13 protein-coding genes and 1 tRNA gene are annotated in these 19,575 nt (G+C 67.0%); 7 read left to right on the forward strand and 7 right to left on the reverse strand.

What is annotated here, in order from left to right:
* Positions 1–97 precede the first annotated feature (97 nt).
* The 3 genes from ftsH to EKM57_RS15640 all read right to left on the reverse strand — a co-directional run bounded on the left by ftsH (position 98) and on the right by EKM57_RS15640 (position 4,351).
* Positions 98–2,059, reverse strand: a complete 1,962-nt coding sequence (ftsH, locus tag EKM57_RS15630; protein ID WP_129793442.1) for an ATP-dependent zinc metalloprotease FtsH — start codon at positions 2,057–2,059, stop codon at positions 98–100.
* 175 nt (positions 2,060–2,234) lie between these two features.
* Positions 2,235–3,227: an NADP-dependent oxidoreductase gene (locus EKM57_RS15635; RefSeq protein ID WP_129793443.1), complete on the reverse strand. Its 993-nt coding sequence runs from the start codon at positions 3,225–3,227 to the stop codon at positions 2,235–2,237.
* Between the two features lie 230 nt (positions 3,228–3,457).
* The gene (locus tag EKM57_RS15640; RefSeq protein ID WP_243451073.1) at positions 3,458–4,351 is read right to left on the reverse strand and encodes a DUF2171 domain-containing protein; all 894 of its coding nucleotides are present in this window, start codon (positions 4,349–4,351) and stop codon (positions 3,458–3,460) included.
* Positions 4,352–4,540: 189 nt separating this feature from the next.
* Here EKM57_RS15640 and EKM57_RS15645 point away from each other — a divergent pair.
* From EKM57_RS15645 to EKM57_RS22280, 3 genes are all read left to right on the forward strand, one after another.
* Positions 4,541–4,616: transfer RNA gene (locus EKM57_RS15645), tRNA-Ala, on the forward strand.
* A gap of 235 nt (positions 4,617–4,851) precedes the next feature.
* A complete protein-coding gene (locus tag EKM57_RS15650; RefSeq protein WP_206185461.1) occupies positions 4,852–5,940 on the forward strand; it encodes a serine hydrolase in 1,089 nt (362 codons plus the stop codon).
* A gap of 534 nt (positions 5,941–6,474) precedes the next feature.
* Complete coding sequence (locus EKM57_RS22280) at positions 6,475–6,708, forward strand: hypothetical protein (protein WP_206185462.1); 234 nt, start codon at positions 6,475–6,477, stop codon at positions 6,706–6,708.
* A gap of 45 nt (positions 6,709–6,753) precedes the next feature.
* Here the strand turns inward: EKM57_RS22280 and EKM57_RS15660 are convergent, their stop codons facing one another.
* The 3 genes from EKM57_RS15660 to EKM57_RS15670 are packed head-to-tail and all read right to left on the reverse strand — an operon-like array spanning position 6,754 to position 12,544.
* Positions 6,754–8,178: an efflux transporter outer membrane subunit gene (locus tag EKM57_RS15660; protein ID WP_129793447.1), complete on the reverse strand. Its 1,425-nt coding sequence runs from the start codon at positions 8,176–8,178 to the stop codon at positions 6,754–6,756.
* On the reverse strand, positions 8,171–11,371 hold the full coding sequence (locus EKM57_RS15665) for an efflux RND transporter permease subunit (protein ID WP_129793448.1): 3,201 nt from the start codon (positions 11,369–11,371) through the stop codon (positions 8,171–8,173). Before EKM57_RS15665 ends, EKM57_RS15660 begins: the two co-directional genes overlap by 8 nt.
* Positions 11,372–11,383: 12 nt before the next feature.
* Positions 11,384–12,544, reverse strand: coding sequence for an efflux RND transporter periplasmic adaptor subunit (locus EKM57_RS15670; protein ID WP_129793449.1), 1,161 nt, complete (start codon positions 12,542–12,544; stop codon positions 11,384–11,386).
* Between the two features lie 59 nt (positions 12,545–12,603).
* On the opposite strand from EKM57_RS15670, the gene EKM57_RS15675 reads away from it, so the two are divergent.
* The 4 genes from EKM57_RS15675 to ppc all read left to right on the forward strand — a co-directional run bounded on the left by EKM57_RS15675 (position 12,604) and on the right by ppc (position 18,310).
* Complete coding sequence (locus EKM57_RS15675; RefSeq protein WP_129793450.1) at positions 12,604–13,281, forward strand: TetR/AcrR family transcriptional regulator; 678 nt, start codon at positions 12,604–12,606, stop codon at positions 13,279–13,281.
* Between the two features lie 142 nt (positions 13,282–13,423).
* A complete protein-coding gene (locus EKM57_RS15680) occupies positions 13,424–14,800 on the forward strand; it encodes a nodulation protein NfeD (protein ID WP_243451074.1) in 1,377 nt (458 codons plus the stop codon).
* Between the two features lie 11 nt (positions 14,801–14,811).
* Positions 14,812–15,585: a slipin family protein gene (locus EKM57_RS15685; RefSeq protein WP_129793452.1), complete on the forward strand. Its 774-nt coding sequence runs from the start codon at positions 14,812–14,814 to the stop codon at positions 15,583–15,585.
* Positions 15,586–15,655: 70 nt separating this feature from the next.
* Positions 15,656–18,310 (forward strand): phosphoenolpyruvate carboxylase, encoded by a 2,655-nt coding sequence (gene ppc / locus EKM57_RS15690; protein WP_129793453.1) that lies wholly within the window; start codon positions 15,656–15,658, stop codon positions 18,308–18,310.
* Between the two features lie 9 nt (positions 18,311–18,319).
* Here the strand turns inward: ppc and EKM57_RS15695 are convergent, their stop codons facing one another.
* A complete protein-coding gene (locus EKM57_RS15695) occupies positions 18,320–19,312 on the reverse strand; it encodes an aldo/keto reductase (RefSeq protein WP_129793454.1) in 993 nt (330 codons plus the stop codon).
* Positions 19,313–19,575: the final 263 nt, after the last annotated feature.

Raw genomic sequence — 19,575 nt, forward strand, 5'->3', positions numbered from 1 at the left:
AGGGGTTCGCGCAGCACGCGCCGTGCTGCCGTGCGAAGCAAAAGGGCACCGCTATCCGTCGATAGCGGTGCCCTTGCCGAGCGAATGAAAACCTGGGCTAGGCGCCGGCGGGGGCCGGACCCCCAATACCGCCGCGCGGCCGGCGGGTGCTCGGGATCGACGAGCCGGTGATCGTCGGAACGCGCTGGCGATCCTGATCGCTGCGGCCGATATCCTCGCCCTTGATCGCCCGCTTGGCTTCCTCGCCGTTCAGCGTCTCATATTCGAGCAGGGCGCCGGCGAGCCGGTGCAGTTCGTCGAGATTGTCCGTCAGCACCTTGCGGGCGGTGGCTTCGGCCTCCTCGATCAGGCGGCGGACCTCGGAATCGATCAGCCGCGCGGTCTCCTCGGAGACGTGCTGGCTGCGGGCGACGCTGTGACCGAGGAAGACCTCCTCCTGGTTGTCGCGGTAGCGAAGCCAGCCCAGCTTCTCGCTCATGCCATATTCCATCACCATCGCACGGGCGAGATCGGTCGCCTGCTGGATATCGTTGGAGGCTCCGGTGTTGAGCGCGTCCTTGCCGTAGATGAGCTGCTCGGCGATGCGGCCGCCGAAGCAGAGCGCCAGCCGGCCCTTCATCTGGACCATCGACATGGAATAACGGTCGCGCTCCGGCAGGTTCCAGGTGACGCCAAGCGCGCGGCCGCGCGGAATGATCGTCACCTTGTGCAGCGGATCGCAGCCTTCGACGTGGAGCGAGACGAGGGCATGACCGGCCTCGTGATAGGCGGTCGCCCTTTTCTCCTCCTCCGTCATCACCATCGACTTGCGCTCGGCGCCCATCATGACCTTGTCCTTGGCGAGCTCGAATTCGCTCATCGCCACCAGGCGCTTGCCCTTGCGGGCGGCGAGCAAGGCAGCTTCGTTCACCAGATTGGCAAGGTCGGCGCCCGAGAAGCCCGGCGTGCCGCGGGCGATGGTGCGCGGATCGACGTCGGGCGCCAGCGGCACCTTCTTCATGTGGACGGCGAGAATCTTCTCGCGGCCGTCAATGTCGGGCCGCGGCACGACCACCTGCCGGTCGAAGCGGCCGGGGCGCAGCAGCGCCGGATCGAGCACGTCGGGCCGGTTGGTCGCGGCGATGATGATGATGCCTTCGTTCGCCTCGAAGCCGTCCATCTCGACCAGCAGCTGGTTGAGCGTCTGCTCGCGCTCGTCATTGCCGTTGCCGAGGCCGGCGCCGCGATGGCGGCCGACCGCGTCGATCTCGTCGATGAAGACGATGCAGGGCGCATTCTTCTTGGCCTGCTCGAACATGTCGCGCACGCGGCTCGCGCCGACGCCGACGAACATCTCGACGAAGTCCGACCCGGAAATGGTGAAGAAGGGCACGTTGGCTTCGCCGGCGATGGCGCGGGCCAGAAGCGTCTTGCCGGTGCCGGGCGAGCCGACCAGCAAAGCGCCCTTCGGGATCTTGCCGCCAAGCCTCGCGAACTTGGTCGGATCCTTCAGGAACTCAACGATCTCCTGAAGCTCCTCGCGCGCCTCGTCGATCCCGGCGACGTCGTCGAAGGTGACGCGGCCATGCTTCTCGGTGAGCAGCTTGGCCTTCGATCGGCCGAAGCCCATGGCGCCGGACCCGGCATTCTTCTGCATCTGTCGCATCACGAAGAAGGCGATGCCGAGAATGAGCAGGAAAGGCAGCGACTGAACGAGGAGGTAGGTCCACAACGATGTCTGCGCCTCCGGCTGCGCTTCGAACGCCACGCCTTTCTCGCGCAGGCGCTCCACGAGCTGGGTATCCTGGGGCGGGGCGTTGGTGCGGAAAGTCTCGTTGTTGGTGGTGCGGCCGGAAATGACCTCCTTGCCGATGACCACCTGCCGGACCGAGCCTTCCTCGACCCGGTTCAGGAAATCGGAATAAGGGATGGAATCGCGGGCAGCGGTCGACGATCCGCCCATCATCTGGACGAACAGGACCAGAGCGAGGATGATCGCCGCCCAGATCAGCAGGCTCTTCATCCAGTTATTGCCCGAAGGGTCCTTGTCGCCGTTGGGCGTGCGGTTCTCGTCAGCCATCGTGTCGCGTCTCGCTTTCGTCTCAAGCCACGGCGTAACGCCGCGGCCGGCGGGCGCCTATGCCCCTTCCGGCGAAGGGTGTCCGGCACACGCCCGTCTGCAACGCCTAGATAGGTGATGAGACGCGGTGTGCAATGTAGTAAGCGGGCGTGAACGCCAGCTTACCAGGCCCCACTCACACGCGCACCAGCATCTTGCCGATATTCGCGCCGCGGAACAGGTCGAGGAACGCCTCTGGCATGTTCTCGATGCCGTCGCGAATGGTCTCGCGGGACCTGACCTGCCCGCCTTCGATCCAGCCGCCCATGTCGCGATAGAAATCGGGCATCCGGGCGAGGAAGTCGAAATAGAGGAAGCCCTTCACGGTGATGCGCGCCGCGATGATCCGCATCATGTAGCGGAAGACGTGGCTGGGGCCCTTGTTGTAATCCTCGATCATGCCGCAGATCGGAAAGCGCGCATTCAGGCGCGCAGCGGCGAAGGCGGCGTCGAGATGATCGCCGCCGACATTGTCGAAATAGACATCGATGCCGTCCGGCGCGGCTACCATGAGCTGCTTCAGGACCGGCCCCGCCTTGTAGTCGATCGCCGCATCGGCGCCGAGCTCGCGCACCCAGGCGCATTTCTCCGCGCCGCCGGCGGAGCCGATCACCGTCAAGCCCTTCGCCTTGGCGATCTGCACGACCGCCGACCCGACCGCTCCCGCCGCGGCCGAGACGAAGACGATATCGCCCGCCTTCGCCTCGGCGACATGGAGCAGGCCGAAATAAGCGGTGGCGCCGGTGAGGCCGAGATTGCCGAGCCACTGATGGTCGTCCACCGGCAGGTTCGGCACCTTGTTGAAGGCCTGAGCCGGCCCGGCCGCCGCCTCGCGCCACCCGAGCATGTGGACCACGGTCTCCCCGACCGCGAAGTCGGGCGAGCGGCTCTCGACCACCTTGCCGACGGCGCCGCCCTGCATCGGCTCGCCGAGCGCGAAGGGGGCGGTGTAGCTCTTCACGTCGTTCATCCGGCCGCGCATGTAGGGATCGACCGAGAGCCACTCATTCTCCACCCGGATCCAACCTTCCTCGAGCCCGGGGAGCGGCGTCTCCTTCAGCTCGAAATTGTCGACGGTCGGCAGGCCGGTCGGACGGGACTTGAGGTGCCAGGCGCGGGTGGTGGGCATGTCTCTCCCCTTTCGTGAGGCCGATTATGCCCGGCGCGGGCAAGGCGGGCAATGCGAAGGCGCGCGGCCTCGCGCCAGGCACGACGTGGGTGAGGAATAGCCTTCGAGCGGCCGTCGGGCGATCAGACCCCACCGGCTTTTGCCGGCGTGACCCTATCATGGCGCTTCAGGATAACGGGCCTGTTCAGGAGGGGCCCGGCGGGCGGGCCCCTCCCGGTGCTGCCTGGCTGTCACTCGTCGTCGCGATAGGTGCCGGAGAAGCTGCGATTGAGCACGTGCGGGCCGCGAACCCCGCTGGGCCGCTCGAACAAGGCGCGGCTTCGATCCTCATCGCGCCAGCGTTCCATCGCCTCCTCGGCGCTGAGATTGAGCCGAACCTTGTCGTCGACCGTCTCCACCCAGCCGCAGGGAATGGAATGATGATGACCGCCCGCATTGGGATCGCTCTTCGTGAGCACGATGCTGTCGCCGTGCGTTCGATCGACGGTGCCGACATGGCTGCCGTCGGACCCGACCACCTCCATATGCTCCGTCACCCGGCCGAGCGCCTGGCGCTGCTGGCCACGCCGATCGCGCCAAGCCATGAACTCGCGGTCGAAGCGCGACTGGTTCTCGCGGCGATATTCGTCATAATCGCGGTCGAGCTGCTCGATCTGTCGGTTGCGCCACTCGGCATAATGGGGATCGTGGCGGCCCGATCGCCCGATCTCCGCGTAACGCCGCGCCGAGCTGTTGAAGGTGCCGCCGGGCGCCACGCCCGCCGCGCCGCGATAGTCGGCGCCGTACATGGACGAGACCGGATGGACGCCATGGGTTCCCGTGCTGCCGACGTCGAGCCGGTCGAAACGCGGCCCGCCAAATTCGGGATCGTAGCCGGGAGCGGCGAAATAGGAATCGGGATCGCTGCTCGGCGCATAATCCTCGCCGCCGAAGCCTTCGGCGCGTCCGGGGCCGTAGCGTTCCATCCCATATTCGGGGTCATCGCGCTCGCCGCGCCAGCCGCGATCGCCGAGCCGCTGCGGGCGAGGCTCCCAGTCGCGGCGGGGGCGCCCTTCGCCGCGCCATTCCCGACCGCGCTCGCGATCGTGTCCGCGCCCGCGGTCGTGACGGTCGTCATAAGCCATTTCACTCTCCTGTTTCGCGATGGTGGCGGAATGGGGAGGAAACGAAGAAGAGGCGGTGGCCGTTCCGGGCGCGGGACGGTGCGTGGCCGGACCCCGTCGGGCCGCACAGGAGGATTTTTCGGCAGGCCCGGAGCGACGCATTGCAACATCGCAAAGCCGTCGCTATCTGGGGCGCCCGCCTTAGGCGACGGGGCCGTAGCTCAGATGGGAGAGCGCTGCAATCGCACTGCAGAGGTCAGGGGTTCGATTCCCCTCGGCTCCACCACGTTTTCAACGACTAGCTTAGCCTATTATCGCGCGGTTGGACTGCGCTCGCTGTTGAGACGTCGCGGTCACCGACATCAAGATGGTGTCCATTCTGCCGAATATGACGTTCCCAAGGCGCCAGTGGACGTTCACCGCGTCGGTTGTTGCTCATGCTAACGCCTGTAGCATAGGAGGCCAATTCCTCTGAAAGGCCGGTCTCCATGGTTCGTCGTCGCGTCGCATTCGCATCGATCTTGTCTACTCTGCTGGTCGGGGCCGCCCCTGTGCCAGCGCCAGATTTTACAGCCCTCAGCACAGAGCTGGAGCGCCAATGTCAATCGGGCGAGTTTTCCGGCGTCGTCCTGATCCGAAGGCGCGACCAGGATCTGTTCGAGCACGAATGCGGCGAGGCGGATATCCTGAACAATATCGCGAACACGCGCGCCACGCGTTTCAAGATCTATTCAACAAGCAAGCTTCTCACCGCCCTGACCGTGATGCGCATGGTCGAGCAGGGCCAAATGCAGCTTGACAGGTCGATCGCTTCCTATGTGCCTGATGTGCCGGAAGAATGGTCTTCGGTCACGTTGCGCCAATTGCTCAATCACACGTCAGGCACTTCCGACCTGACCGAACAACTACTCGCCAATTTCCGCCGCGACCATCCGACCGCCCTGCGCGCGACGCTGGCATCAATCACCGAGACTCAGCGCCAGCTGAACTCAGTACCGGGCCAAACCTTTGCCTATAACAATTTCGGGTTCGAGCTCCTCGCCGACGCGGTCGCCCAGGCGAGTGGCAGGCCATTCGGCGAAGTCGTCAATGAGCTGGTCTTTCGCCCCGCAGGTATGACCACGGCCAACATCGAGAGGCCGAATATCGTGGCCGGACATCCTCACATGGTCACCGAAGCCGGCCTTGCACTCGGTTATAATGGGGAACCCGGGAAGCTCGAGCAGGCCATCAACTATGCATTCGTGCAGCTTGGCGCGGGTGCGGTTCGCGCAACGGTAGACGATTTCGCCCGCCTGGATGAAGCCTTAGCCGCAGGCCGCATCGTCCGGCCTGAAACTTGGGCGATGATGTTGGCAAATCCGGTCAAACCTCCGCAAGGAGACCGTCAGCCGGCGGGCCGCACCTTCGGCCTGGGGGTCTTCGTGACCGAAGTCGAAGGCGTGAAGCTGATCGGTCATACCGGAGGGACAAACGGCTTCATCAGCGATTTCCAGCGCTTTCCTCAACATGATGCTATGATGATCGTGCTAGTCAACCGAGGGTTCGCTCGAACCGCCTGGTTGCGAGAGGGGGTTGCACGCGCACTTGCTCGTACAGCGACGCCTTAGCACCGATGCCCATATTGGTCTCGAGACCTTCCGGCACCTCTTCGCTTGCACTTTGTTGTTCTGTTCCAAGCCGGGCGATGTCAGGTCGCTGGGCGCATAAAGAGGCCGCGCATGTTGCACGTGACCATGAAGATCCCGCTTGGCCCGAGAACGGCGTCCGCGCCGGCACATGCCCGCACAGCACTCGCCGCCCTGCTTGCGTGCCTTGCGCTCGCCGCTTGTTCGCAGCCGGACGAGTCCGTGACCGAAGTCGCGGGCGCGGGACGGGATGCGCCAGCGTCCGTGACGAACACCGGCAACGACGAGAGACCGGATGCCGCCCCTGAGCCGGGTGAGCCGCCCCGGCCGGCAGCCGCGCCGGATGCCGAAGGAAGGACGATCGGCGGGGACGGTTCGCCTGTTCGACTGTCCACTCTGTCCAGCGGCGATATCGACGGCGCGCAACTCTCCGGCGAGCTGGCCTGCAGCTTCGGGGGCCGCGATTCCGCGCCCCTTCTCTTTGCCACAGGCGATGTCGCTTCATCCGCCCCCGCCATGGGCGTCGTGAAGGTGCTCGACTCCGTGGAGCGGGTCGGTGCGCCGGGCGGCTATAATGGCATGGTTCGCGGCGCGACCTTCGCCGGGCGGGGAAAGACGATTCGGATCGCGCTGACCGGCGACGGGCCGGTCGGCGCCGGGGAATCGCCGCCGCATCCGGCTACGCTGACCTACGAACGGGCGGACGGGGCGAGCCGGACCATCGACGGGCTCTGGACCTGCGGCCCATAAGCCCTTGCGGGTGCCTTGGTCGGCAGAACGCCCAGGCTCAGGCCGTCACGATGCCGGGGCGCCGCTGCGCTCCAGCGCTCCGCCGCCAAGGGCGACGTAAAGAGAGACGAGATTTTCGAGCTCGGTGCGGCGGAGCTGGATCAGCGCCTGCTCGGCCTCGAACAGGTTACGCTCGGCATCGAGCACTTCGAGATAATTGGCAACGCCTTCGCGGTAGCGGGCCTGGGCCAGGCGCGCGATCTGGCGCTGCGCCTCGGTGGCGCGGGTCTGCGCCGCCACCTGCTCTGCCAGCCAGCGCCGGCCGGCAAGGGCGTCCGCCACCTCGCGGAACGCCTGCTGGATGGTCCGCTCATAATCGGCGACCGCGGCATTCTCGCGCGCCTCGGCGACGGTGAGATTGCCCTGGCGGCGGCCCCAGTCGAAGATCGGCAGGTCGATGCTCGGCCCCAAGCTCCAGCTCAAGCCGTCGCTGCCGATCAGATTGCCGAGCGCGGTCGAAGCGAAGCCGAGGCTTCCGGTGAGCGAGATGGACGGGAAGAAGGCGGCTCGGGCCGCGCCGATATTGGCGCGGGCCGCGCGGAGCCGTTCCTCGGCGGCGATGACGTCGGGACGCACCACCATCAGCTCGGACGGCAGGCCGGCGGCGACCGGCTGTTCATGGCCCTGCTCGGCGAGCGCCAGCGGCGCCGGCAGCGGTGCGGGCAGCGGGCCGCCGGTGAGAACGGCCAGGAAATTGTCGCTGCGCGCCTGTGCCAGCCGAAGCCCGGCAAGCTCGGTCTCGGCCTGGGTGAGCAGCGACTCGGCCTGGCGAAAGTCGAGCGCCGAGGTGACGCCGGCGTCCAGCCGCAGCCGGGCGATCCGCACCGCTTCCTGTCGGCTGCGCACCGTCGCATCGGCAAGGGCGATCTGTTCCGCCGCCTCGCGCGAGGCGAAATAGGCCGAGGCAACGTCGCGGATGAGCGCCAGGCGGAAGGCCCGCTCCGCCTGAACCGTGGCGAGATATTCCGCCCGCGCGGCTTCGGACAGGTTGCGCACCCGTCCCCAGAAATCGAGCTCGAAGCCGGTGACGCCGACCCCGATGGCGTAGCGATCGTCGGTGGTGGCTCCAGCCCCGGGGATCCCGGTCTGCGCGCCGGGCGTCCGGCCGACGCTCGCGTCGCCGAACGCACCCAGGGTCGGCAGCCGATCGGCACGCTGGATGCGGTAGAGGCCGCGCGCCTCTTCGATCCGGGCGACGGCGATGGTAAGATCGCGATTGCGCTCAAGCGCGGCGGCGACGAACGATTCGAGCCGCGGGTCGGCGAAGAAGTCGCGCCAGCCGATCTCGACGGCACGGCGGCCGAGCGCGACATCCCCGGCATATTCGGCCGGAAATTGCGAGGCGGTGGGCAGGTCGGGCCGCTGGTGCGGCGGGGCCAGGTTGCAGCCCGCGAGCAAGGCAGCGAAGCCGAAAGGGATCAGTCTACGCATTACCGGGTTCCGGAGCTGGAGCCGTCGGATGGCCCTGCGCGGCCATGGGACGGCGGCGACTCAGCCAGCGTCGGACGGCGAGATAGAAAACGGGGATGAAAAAGATGCCGAGCAGGGTCGCCGCGATCATGCCGCCCATCACGCCGGTACCGACCGCCCGCCGGCTGGCGGCGCCGGCCCCGCTGGCGATGAACAAGGGCACCATCCCGCCGATGAAGGCGAGCGACGTCATGATGATCGGACGCAGGCGAAGCTTCACCGCCTCGAGGGTCGCCTCCATCGGCGTGCGGCCCTTCTCCTCCTGCTCGATGGCGAATTCGACGATCAGGATCGCATTCTTCGCGGACAGGCCGATGATCGTGATCAGGCCGACGTTGAAATAGACGTCGGCCGAAAGGCCCCGGGCCATGGTGAGCAGGATAGCGCCGAGCACGCCCAGCGGCACGACGAGCAGCACCGAGACGGGGATCGCCCAGCTTTCGTACAAGGCGGCGAGCAGCAGGAAGACGACGAGCAGCGAGAGGCCGAGCAGCATGCCGACCTGCCCGGCCGCCTGCTGCTCCTCATAGGATATGCCGGTCCATTCGAAGGCGAAGCCTTCGGGCAGATCCGCGGCAAGGCGTTCCATCTCTTCCATCGCCTCGCCGGTCGACCGGCCGGGAGCCGCCTGGCCGGAAATGGTCATCGCGGGATAGCCGTTGTAGCGCTGGAGCTGCTGCGGTCCCGACGTCCATTCCACCTGGGTGAAGGAGCCGAACGGCACCATCTCGCCCGTGGCGTTGCGGACCCGCAGGGCCATCACATCCTCCGGCGTCATGCGATAGGGCGCATCGGCCTGCAGCAGCACGCGCAGCACGCGGCCTTCATAGGTGAAGTCGTTGGCGTAGGCGCTGCCGAAGGCCATGGCGAGGGTGGCGTTGACGTCGCCGATCGACAGGCCCAGCGCACGTGCCTCGATCCGATCGACCGTCACGCGCAGCTGCGGCGCATCCTCCTGCCCTTCCGGCCGAACGCCGGTGAGGATCGGGCTCTGGCTGGCGGCGCCGATCAGCTGATTTCGCGCCGCCACCAAAGCGTCGTAGCCGTTGCCGCCGCGATCCTCGAGCTTGAAGGTGAAGCCGCCCGCGGTGCCCAGCTCGGCGATGGCCGGCGGGGTCAAGGCGAAAGCCATCGCTTCCTTGACCTGCATGAGGAAGCCCATCGCCTGCTGCACGAGAGTCAGGGAGCTGTTCTCGGCGCCCGGACGCTCCTCCCAAGGAGTCAGCGTCGTGAACATCATCGCATTGGCCTGCCCCTCGCCGAAGAAGCTGAAGCCGCGAATGACGACCACATTCTCGGTGACGGGCTGCTCCCGGTAGAAGGCGCGGATCTGGCGGATCGCTTCCTCGGTGCGATCACGCGTGGCGCCCGGAGGCGCCTGGATGACGGTGATCGTCACGCCCTGGTCCTCGGCCGGCAGGAAGCCGCCGGGCAGACGGGTGAACAGGAGCAGGGCCACGCCGACCATCAGGACGAAGACGGCGAGCCAGCGCAGCGGTGCGCCGAGCATCTGCCCGACCCGCCCCTGATAACGGTCGGTCGTGCGGCCGAACCAGCGATTGAAGCCGCCGAAGAAGCCCTGGAAGAAAGCGCGGATCCGCCCCAGCGGACTCCTCGAAGCGGGCTCGGGCGCCGAGGCCGGCGCCGCCTTGTGCGGCTTCAGGAAGGTGGCGCAAAGGGCCGGAGTCAGCGACAAGGCGAGGAGCGCGGAAAAGCCGATCGAGACGATCAGGGTGATCGCGAACTGGCGGTAGATCTGTCCGGTCGTGCCGGGGAAGAAGGCCATCGGCACGAAGACGGCCATCAGCACCAGCGTGATTCCGACGATGGCGCCCGTGATCTGCCGCATCGCCTTGACCGTGGCCTGGTAAGGGGGGAGGCCTTCCTCGGCCATGATCCGCTCGACATTCTCGATGACGACGATGGCGTCGTCCACGAGGATGCCGATGGCCAGCACCATGCCGAACAGCGTCAGCACGTTGATCGAGAAGCCGAACGCCCACAGGCCGAGGCAGGCGCCGAGCAAGGCGATCGGTACGACGATGGTGGGGATCAGGGTCGCGCGCCAGTTCTGCAGGAACAGGAACATGACGAGGAAGACGAGGACCATCGCTTCGACGAGCGTCTTCAGCACCTCGCTGATCGATTCGTCGATGAACAAGGTGGTGTCGTAGGGAACGTCCCAGCGTATGTCCTCGGGGAAGTTCTGGGCGAGCTCCGCCATGCGCTCGCGCACGCCCTGCGCCGTGGCAAGCGCGTTGGCCCCCGGAGTCATCTGGATCGCGACCATGGCGACCGGCCGGCCGTTCAGCTCCGAATCGAAGAAATAGACCTGCGCGCCCAGCTCGACCCGGGCGACGTCGCCCAAGGTGACCGCGGAACCGTCGGGATTGGCCCTGAGGATGATGCTCGCAAATTCCTCGGGGGTCGTGAACCGGCCCTGGGTGAGGATCGTCGCGTTGATCTCGGTATCGCCGGAAATCGGAAGATCGCCGATCTGTCCGCCGGGGCTCTGGCTGTTCTGCTCGCGCACCGCCGCCAGCGCCTCCGAGGCCGAGAGGCGATAGCTGGCCAGCTTTGCCGGATCGAGCCAGACGCGCATCGCGTAAGGCGCGGCGAAGACCTGGACGTCGCCGACGCCTTCCACCCGTCGCAGCTCGTCGACCACCCGCGCATTGGCGAAGTTGCCGAGCTCGAACTGGCCGGTGCGCCCGGATTCGGAGCCGATCGCGACCAGCAGGAGGAAGCCGGCATTGGCCTCCCGAACGGGAATGCCCAGGCGCCGGACCTCCTCGGGCAAACGCTGCTCGACCAGGGTGAGCCGGTTCTGGACATCCATCTGCGCCTTGTCGATGTCCGTCCCGGTCTCGAAGGTGACGGTGATCGTTGCCGAACCGTTCGAGTTGCTCGTCGACGACATGTAGAGGAAGCCCTCGACCCCGTTCAGCTCCTGCTCGATCACCTGTGTGACGTTCTGCTCGAGCGTGGCCGCATCGGCGCCCGGATAGGTGACGCGCATCGTCAGGCTCGGCGGAGCGACCGACGGATATTGCTCGACCGAAAGGCCGGTCAGCGCGAGCACGCCGGCCAGGCTGATGCACAAGGCAACGACCCAGGCGAAGATCGGCCGATCGATGAAGAAGCGTGGGGTCACGTCGAAAGGATCCTAACGAGCCTGCGCCGGGGCGGCGGCGGGGCGGGGAGCCGGCGCGGTGATCCGAACCGGCTGGCCCGGCTGGACCATCTGCAGCCCGTTGACGATGACGCGCTCCCCGGGCCGCAGGCCATTGAGGATGATCCAGTTGCTGCCGACCAACTCACCCAGCCGGACGCTTCGGGCCTCCGCCACATTGTTCGGCCCGACGATCATCACGCTCCCGCCCTGCTCGGTCAGGCGGACGGCGCGCTGGGGCACGAGGATGCCCTGCGGACGGGTGCCGGCGCGGATCCGCGCGCGAACGAACTGACCCGGCAGGAGCAGCCGCCCCGGGTTCGGGAATTCGGCGCGAAGCGCGGCCGTGCCGGTCTCCTCGTCGATGGCGAGGTCGAGGAAGTCGATATGACCCATGACGCCGTAGGTCGTTCCGTCCTCGAGCTCGAGCTGGACCTGGATGCGGTCGATCGGGCCGATGTCGAGCTCGCCCGCGGTCATGCTGCGGCGGAGGGCGAGCACTTCGGAGCTCGACTGGCCGAAATTGACGTAGACTGGATTGATCTGCTCGATGGTGGTGAGCAACGTCCCTGCGGCAGCGTTGACCAATGCGCCCTCCGTCACCTGCGCCCGTCCGGCGCGGCCCGAGATCGGAGCCGTCACCGTCGTGTAGCTGAGCGTCAGGCGTGCGCTTTCGACCTGGGCCCGGGCCTGCGCCACGTCGGCCTGGGCTGTCCGCAGCCGCGCGACGGCGGCGTCATATTCCTGCTTGCTGATCGCCTGCTCCGCGACCAGCCCCTGATAACGATCGACGTCCTGCCGGGCGTTGGCCGCATTGGCTTCGGCCCGCGCCAGCGTCGCCTGCATAGCGCGGAGGCTGGCGCGAAGCTCGCGCGGGTCAATCGCGAACAAGGGCTGCCCGGCGCGGACGTCGGTGCCTTCCTCGTAAAGCCGGCGCTGGACGATTCCGTCGACACGCGCCCGAACCTCTGCAGTGCGCACGGCCTGCACGCGGCCCGGCAGTTCGATGATGTTGGGCACAGGCTGCGCGCGCACCGTGATCACCTCGACCGCGGGAGGCGGGGGCGCCGGCGGCGCCTCGCTCGAGCATCCGGCGAGGAAAAGAAGCGTGCCGGCGGCACCGATTCCGAGCCGCCGGGGGAGCGAGAAAGGCATGCTATTTTTCCTGATCGATCGGCAGCGCCGGCTGCCTTCCTTGAATTTGCGGCCCCGTAATGTACGTTACATTACAGGTCAAGCAGATCATAAGAGAGGGTGACATGGTCGAATGCAGAGCGCTACGCGAGGCGCGACGCGTCGCGCTCAGCCGCGAGGAGAGACGCAACGCGATTCTCGATGCGGCCGAATCGCTGTTTCTCGAGCTCGGCTTCGAAGGCACGACCCTGGGCGCGGTGGTCGGCCGATCGGGCGGATCGCTGGCGACGCTCTACGCCGAGTTCGGAAACAAGCTCAACCTGCTGCGGGCCGTCGTCGAACGGATGCGCGAGCAGGCTCCGGACATCGCGGCCCTTAAGGCGCGAAGCAGCTCGCCGCGCGAGGTCCTGCGCGAGCTGGCGCACCGGTTCCACAGGTTCGTGATGAACGAGCGCACGCTCGCCTTCACGCGGGTCGTGATCGCCCAGAGCCTTGCCGACCCGGAATTCGGCCGCGCCTTCCACCGCGACATCAGGCTCCAGGTGGTCGGGCGGCTGGCGGAAACGCTCGATCAATGGACGCGCGAGGGCAAGGCCCGCGTCGACGACCCCGTTGCCGCCGCCGAGCTCTATTTCGCGACCCTGATGTGCGACGCGCCGCTGAAGGCGATGCTCGGCCTGCCGGTCGAGGCGACCGACGATGCGGTGCTCGACTGGCGGATCGAGCCGCTGCTTCGGCATTTCGCCATTGCCGGCTGAGTAGCCCAGCCCCGCAGCCTTGCGGCCGGATCTCGACGAACGTGGCGGGTCCGGACGGTGAAATGGAACCAAAAGCCCTCCCATGGCCTAAGCTCCTATCCCGCAGCTTCGAGCAGGAGGCATGGCCCGCACCGCACGACCGGTGACGAATCGCAGACGAGGTTGGCTGTTCGTCCTCCTCGCCCTTGCCGGCGCCTTGCTTTCCCTCGAGCCGCCGCCCGCCTCCGGCCAGACGGCCCGCTCCGCCTTGCTGCTGACCGTCGACGGAGCGATCGGCCCGGCGACGGCGGATTATTTCACCCGCAGCCTCGCCCGTGCGGAAGCGGAGGGCGCGGCCATGGTCGTCATCCGGATGGACACGCCCGGCGGCCTGGACAGCTCGATGCGGGACATCATCCGCGAGATCTTGCGAAGCCCCGTCCCGGTGGTGACCTTCGTCCATCCGAGCGGGGCCCGGGCGGCGAGCGCGGGAACTTTCATCCTCTATGCCAGCCATGTCGCGGCGATGAGCCCGGGCACCAATCTCGGCGCGGCGACCCCGGTCCCGCTCGGCGCGCCCTCACCCGCGCCGAGCGGCCCGGACAAGCAGGACGACGGGAACCGCCAGGGGCCGGTGCCCGCCAGCGCCAGCGACGCCAAGGCGGTCAACGACGCGGCCGCCTATATCCGGTCGCTCGCCGAGCTGCGCGGCCGCAACGCCGACTGGGGCGAGCAGGCGGTGCGCGGCGCCGCCAGCCTCTCCGCCGCGGCCGCGCTCGAGCGGAATGTCGTGGACCTGATCGCGCCCGACCTGAACGCGCTGATGGCGGCGCTGAACGGACGCACCGTGAAGGTTTCAGGCGGCGATCGGACGCTGCAGACACGCGGAATCTCCCTCGTGCCGGTGGAACCCAATTGGCGCACCCGCCTGCTCGCCGCGATCACGAATCCCAACGTCGCCCTGATCCTGATGATGCTCGGCGTCTACGGCCTGTTCTTCGAGCTGATGAATCCCGGCGCGCTCATCCCGGGCACGATCGGCGCCATCTGCCTGCTCGTCGGCCTCTATGCGCTCGCGGCGTTGCCGGTGAATATCGCCGGGATCGCCCTCATCCTGCTCGGGGTCGGACTGATGGCGGGCGAAGCCTTTGCGCCTTCCTTCGGTATCCTGGGCATCGGTGGTCTCGTCGCCTTCATTCTGGGCGGCACCATATTGATCGACACGGATGTGCCCGAATTCCGGCTGAGCTGGCCGACCATCGCCGCGATCGCCGTCGCCAGTCTGGCGATGCTGATCGCGACCGCGCGCGTCGCCCTCACTGGGCGGCGGCGGCGCATAGTCAGCGGCGCGGAGGAACTCGTCGGTGCGCAAGGCAAGGTGCTCGATTGGAAGAAGGGCCGCGGCCACGTCTTCGTCCATAGCGAGCGCTGGCGCGCGGTCGGCCCCGAGCGGTTGGAGAAGGACGAGAACGTGAGAGTGACCAGGCTCGACGGCCTGGTTCTCGCCGTCCAGCCCGTGGCGGATTCGGAAACAGGATGAAGGAGACGGTGATGCAGATGATCGGAAATTGGGGCTTCTACCTTCCTCTCGCTTTGCTCATCGTCATCTTCCTTTTCGCGGCGGTGAAGATCCTTCGCGAATATGAGCGGGCCGTCATATTCACGCTTGGACGCTTCACCGGCGTCAAGGGGCCGGGCCTGATCATCCTCATCCCATTCGTCCAGCAGATGGTCCGCACGGACCTGCGGACCCTGGTACTCGACGTCCCGACGCAGGACGTGATCTCGCGCGACAACGTGTCAGTGCGGGTGAGCGCCGTCGTCTATTTCCGGATCATCGATCCCGAGCGCGCCACGATCCAGGTCGAAAATTACGCCCAGGCGACCAGCGAGCTGGCCCAGACGACGTTGCGGTCGGTGCTGGGCAAGCACGAGCTGGACGAGATGCTGGCCGAACGCGACAAGCTCAACGCCGACATCCAGGAGATTCTCGACTCCCAGACCGACTCCTGGGGAATCAAGGTCGCCAATGTCGAGATCAAGCATGTCGATCTCGGCGAGTCGATGGTCCGCGCGATCGCCCGCCAAGCGGAGGCGGAGCGCGAGCGGCGCGCGAAGGTGATCAACGCCGAGGGCGAGCAGCAGGCCGCGCAGAAGCTCTTCGAGGCAGCGCAGATCCTCGGCCAGGCGCCGGAAGCGATGCAGCTGCGCTATCTTTCGAGCCTGAACGTGATCGCCAACGAGCGCAGCAACACCATCGTCTTCCCCTTCCCCATGGAGCTGAAGGACTGGCTACGGGGGACCCGAGCGGACCGCGAGACATAAGCCGGCGGGTTCCGCTGGAACCCCGACTGACGCTAAGCAGGCATTCCAGAGCAAGCCGGGGACATAGGACATGGCCGCACCGCCCGCCGTCGAGCAAAATCCCGACGTCCGTTATCTCGGGCGGCTCCTCGGCGACGTCATCCGCACCCAGACCGGCGAGGCCCTGTTCCGGCGGATCGAGTATATACGCTCGACGTCGGTCGACCGGCACCGCGGTCTCGCGGCCGCCGACGCGGTCGACCCGGGGCTGGGCTCGCTCGGCCTCGACGACACGCTCGCCTTCGTGCGCAGCTTCATGCTCTTTTCTATGCTGGCCAACCTCGCCGAGGATCGGCAGGGGATCGCCGTCGACCGCCGCGTGAAGCTTTCGGAAGCGCTTTCGACGCTTTGCGACCAAGGCATAGGCGCCGGGGCGATCGCCGAGCTGATCGGTCAGGCGCTGATCGCGCCGGTGCTGACCGCTCATCCGACCGAGGTGCGGCGCAAGAGCATGATCGATCACCGCAACCGCATCGCCGAGCTGATGCGGCTGCGCGACCAGGGCCGCGCGGAGACGCCGGAAGGCGATCCGGTGGAGGACGCCTTGTTCCGGCAAATCGCCCTGCTCTGGCAGACCCGTCCGCTACGCCGCGAGCGGCTGTTCGTCGCCGACGAGGTCGAGATCGCGCTCAGTTATCTGCGCGACGTTTTCCTTCCGGTGCTGCCTATCTTGTACGGTCAGTGGGAGCGAAGCCTCGGCTTCCGTCCGCCGAGCTTCCTCAAGCCCGGATCCTGGATCGGCGGGGATCGCGACGGTAATCCCTTCGTCACCGCCGACTCCCTGCGCGGCGCACTGGCCGGCGCGGCGGCGGCGGTGCTCGCTTATTATATGGAGGAAGTGCACGACCTCGGCGCGGAGCTCTCCATCTCTTCCGAGCTTGCCGAGGTGACGCCCGAGCTGCAGGCGCTGGCCGATGCCTCGGGGGACGTCAGCAAGGCGCGGCAGGACGAGCCTTACCGACGTGCCTTGAGCGGGATCTACGCCCGCCTGGCGGCGACCTATGCGGCGCTATGCGGCCGCCCGGCGCCGCGCCCCTCGCCGCTGCCGGCCCCGGCCTATGAAGGCCCGGAGACGTTCAGGGCCGAGCTGGAGGCGATCTCGCGCGCTTTGGGGGGCGGCGGTGGCGCGCTGGAGCGGCTGATCCGAGCGGCCGAGACGTTCGGCTTCCATCTCGCCACGCTCGACCTGCGACAGAATTCGCAGGTTCACGAACGTGTCGTCGCCGAGCTCCTGAAGGCCGCCGGAGCCGAAGACGACTATCTGTCCCTGGACGAAGCCGCGCGGGTCGCGCTGCTGCGCCGCGAGCTTTCGACGCCGAGGCTGCTCGCCACGCCCTTCGCCGACTATTCGGACGAGACCCGCTCGGAGCTGGAGATCGTGCACGCGGCCGCCGAGGCACATGCCCGCTACGGACCGGAGTCGATCAGGGTCTACATCATCTCGAAGACGGAGAGCGCCTCAGACCTGCTGGAGGCCTATGTCCTGCTGAAGGAGGCCGGCCTGTGGCGCGCCGGCGATCCGCCCCAGGCGTCCGTCATGGCCGTTCCCCTGTTCGAGACTATCGGCGACCTCGAGGCCGCGCCGGAAATCATGGCCGAATGGATCACACTTCCCGAAGTGGCGTCGATCACGGCGGTGCGAGGCCACCAGGAAGTGATGGTCGGCTATTCGGATTCGAACAAGGACGGCGGCTATCTGACCTCCGTCTGGAGTCTGCACCAAGCCAATCGCGCCCTGTCCGGCGAGTTCGCCGAGGCCGGCGCACAGCTGCAGCTGTTCCACGGCCGCGGCGGCGCGGTCGGCCGCGGCGGCGGCTCCAGCTTCGCCGCAATCCGCGCACAGCCGAAAGGGACCGTGCAGGGCCGCATCCGGATCACCGAGCAGGGCGAGATGATCGCCTCCAAATATGGAACGCCGGAGAGCGCCGCCGCCAATCTCGAAACGATGGTCTCGGCAACCCTGCTCGCCAGCCTCGAGCGCGATTCGATCGAAACGGGACAGCATGCGCGGTTCGAACAGGCGATGGACCGCCTCTCCACGAAAGCGTTCGAAACCTATCGGTCACTCGTCTACGGAACGGAGGGCTTTCGCACCTTCTTCCACCAGATGACGCCGATCGCGGAGATTGGCGATCTCAAGATCGGGTCGCGTCCCTCCAGCCGCACCCGATCGGACCGGATCGAGGATCTGCGCGCCATTCCCTGGGTGTTCAGCTGGGCCCAGGCGCGGGTGATGCTCCCCGGCTGGTACGGCGTCGGCGAGGCGCTGGCGGGATTCGATGACCAGGCTTTGCTGAAGGCGATGGTGGAGGGCTGGCCCTTTTTCCGCGCCACGCTCGACAATCTCGAGATGGTGCTCGCCAAATCCGACATGGAGATCGCGGCGCTTTATGCCGCCATGGTAGAGGACGACTCCCTGCGCCAGGCCGTGTTCGGCCGAATCCGCGACAGCTGGAATCGCACTCGCGACGGGCTGCTGGCGATCACCGGCCAGTCGCGGCTGCTCGAGAAGCATCCGCGTCTGGACGCCGCGATCCGCCTGCGCCTGCCTTATATCGAGCCGCTGAACCTGCTCCAGGTCGAGCTGCTGAAGCGCCACCGCGCCGGCGAGAGCGATCCGCGGATCAAGGAGGGTATCCAGCTGTCGATCAACGCGATCGCCACGGCGCTACAGAATTCCGGGTGACCAGGCCTCTCAGCCGAAGTCCTCGGTGTCGATCTCGGCCAGAGTGGCTTCGGCATAACGCGCGCCAGCAACCGCATCGGGCGTCAGCAGAGAATCGATTTCGGCGAGCAGGTCGCTCGATACATGGAGCGTCCCGGTCGCGAAATTCTCCTCCAGATGCTTGAAGGACGTGGTCCCGGGAATCGGCACGACATGGTCGCCCCGCGACAGCACCCAGGCGATCGAAAGCTGTGCGGGCGTGCAGCCGGCCGCCCCGGCGAGCGACTCGAACCGCTCGTACAGGCCAAGGTTGCGCTGCAGATTCTCGCCCTGGAAGCGCGGCATGGAGCGGCGCAGATCCTTCTCCTCGAGCGCTTCGGTGGAGCGCACGCTGCCGGCGAGGAAGCCGCGCGCGGTGGGCGAGAAGGCGACCAAAGCGGCGCCGAGCTCCCGCGTCGCGTCGAGGATGCCGAGCTCGACGTTGCGCGACCAGGGCGAATATTCGTTCTGGACCGCGGCGATCGGATGGACGGCGTGCGCCTTGCGAAGCGTTTCGGCCGACACCTCGCTGAGCCCGATCGCCCGCACCTTTCCGGCGGCGACCATCTGCCCGAGCGCGCCGACGGATTCCTCGATGGGCACGTTCCGGTCCCAGCGGTGAAGATAATAGAGATCGATCGTTTCGGCCTTCAGCCGCCGCAGCGACTCGTCGATGGTGCGAAGCAGGGTCTCGGGCCGGCCGTCGATCACCCGCGTGCCGTCGACGCCGGTCATGCCGCACTTCGACGCCAGCACATATTCGTCGCGGCGATGCACGATAGAGTCGCCGATCAGTCTTTCGTTGGCGCCGAAGCCATAAAGCGCGGCGGTGTCGAGAAAGTCGTAGCCGATATCGAGGGCGCGATTCAGCAGACGCCGTCCATGTTCAGGGTCGGGCGGCGTCCCGTAAGCGTGACTCAGCGACATGCAGCCCAAACCCACGGGGCTGACTTCGAGCGGACCGATCTTCCTCTTGCCTGTCATGCCCGCTTCCATGACGGCTGCCGGCCAACTCGGCAATTCCAATCGGCCGCGCGCGGCATAAGCTTCGGCTATTAATGGCCTTCGAGTGCACGCCGAGAACCCGTAACCAGCGCGTTCAACGGCCGGGGCGGCCTCGTCGCGTCCCGGCGTGCCATCCTTCCTCTCCGCCAAGCCCGCTCGCGGGACCGCGCCAAGCCCATGTTCTGCATCCAGAAATGACCTGCCGGGCCTTCTCGTGAAGCCCTTCGTCGGTTAAGCTGCAC

Origin of the sequence: Sphingosinicella sp. CPCC 101087 (assembly GCF_004151485.1) — a bacterium.
In the GTDB taxonomy this organism is placed as follows: Bacteria; Pseudomonadota; Alphaproteobacteria; order Sphingomonadales; family Sphingomonadaceae; genus Allosphingosinicella.

Coding starts and splice junctions, on each gene's coding strand:
- ftsH (WP_129793442.1), bottom strand. CDS start 2,059: ATGGCTGACGAGAACCGCACGCCCAACGGCGACAAGGACCCTTCGGGC.
- EKM57_RS15635 (WP_129793443.1), bottom strand. CDS start 3,227: ATGCCCACCACCCGCGCCTGGCACCTCAAGTCCCGTCCGACCGGCCTG.
- EKM57_RS15640 (WP_243451073.1), bottom strand. CDS start 4,351: ATGGCTTATGACGACCGTCACGACCGCGGGCGCGGACACGATCGCGAG.
- EKM57_RS22280 (WP_206185462.1), top strand. CDS start 6,475: ATGGGCGTCGTGAAGGTGCTCGACTCCGTGGAGCGGGTCGGTGCGCCG.
- EKM57_RS15660 (WP_129793447.1), bottom strand. CDS start 8,178: ATGCGTAGACTGATCCCTTTCGGCTTCGCTGCCTTGCTCGCGGGCTGC.
- EKM57_RS15670 (WP_129793449.1), bottom strand. CDS start 12,544: ATGCCTTTCTCGCTCCCCCGGCGGCTCGGAATCGGTGCCGCCGGCACG.
- EKM57_RS15675 (WP_129793450.1), top strand. CDS start 12,604: ATGTACGTTACATTACAGGTCAAGCAGATCATAAGAGAGGGTGACATG.
- EKM57_RS15685 (WP_129793452.1), top strand. CDS start 14,812: ATGCAGATGATCGGAAATTGGGGCTTCTACCTTCCTCTCGCTTTGCTC.
- ppc (WP_129793453.1), top strand. CDS start 15,656: ATGGCCGCACCGCCCGCCGTCGAGCAAAATCCCGACGTCCGTTATCTC.
- EKM57_RS15695 (WP_129793454.1), bottom strand. CDS start 19,312: ATGACAGGCAAGAGGAAGATCGGTCCGCTCGAAGTCAGCCCCGTGGGT.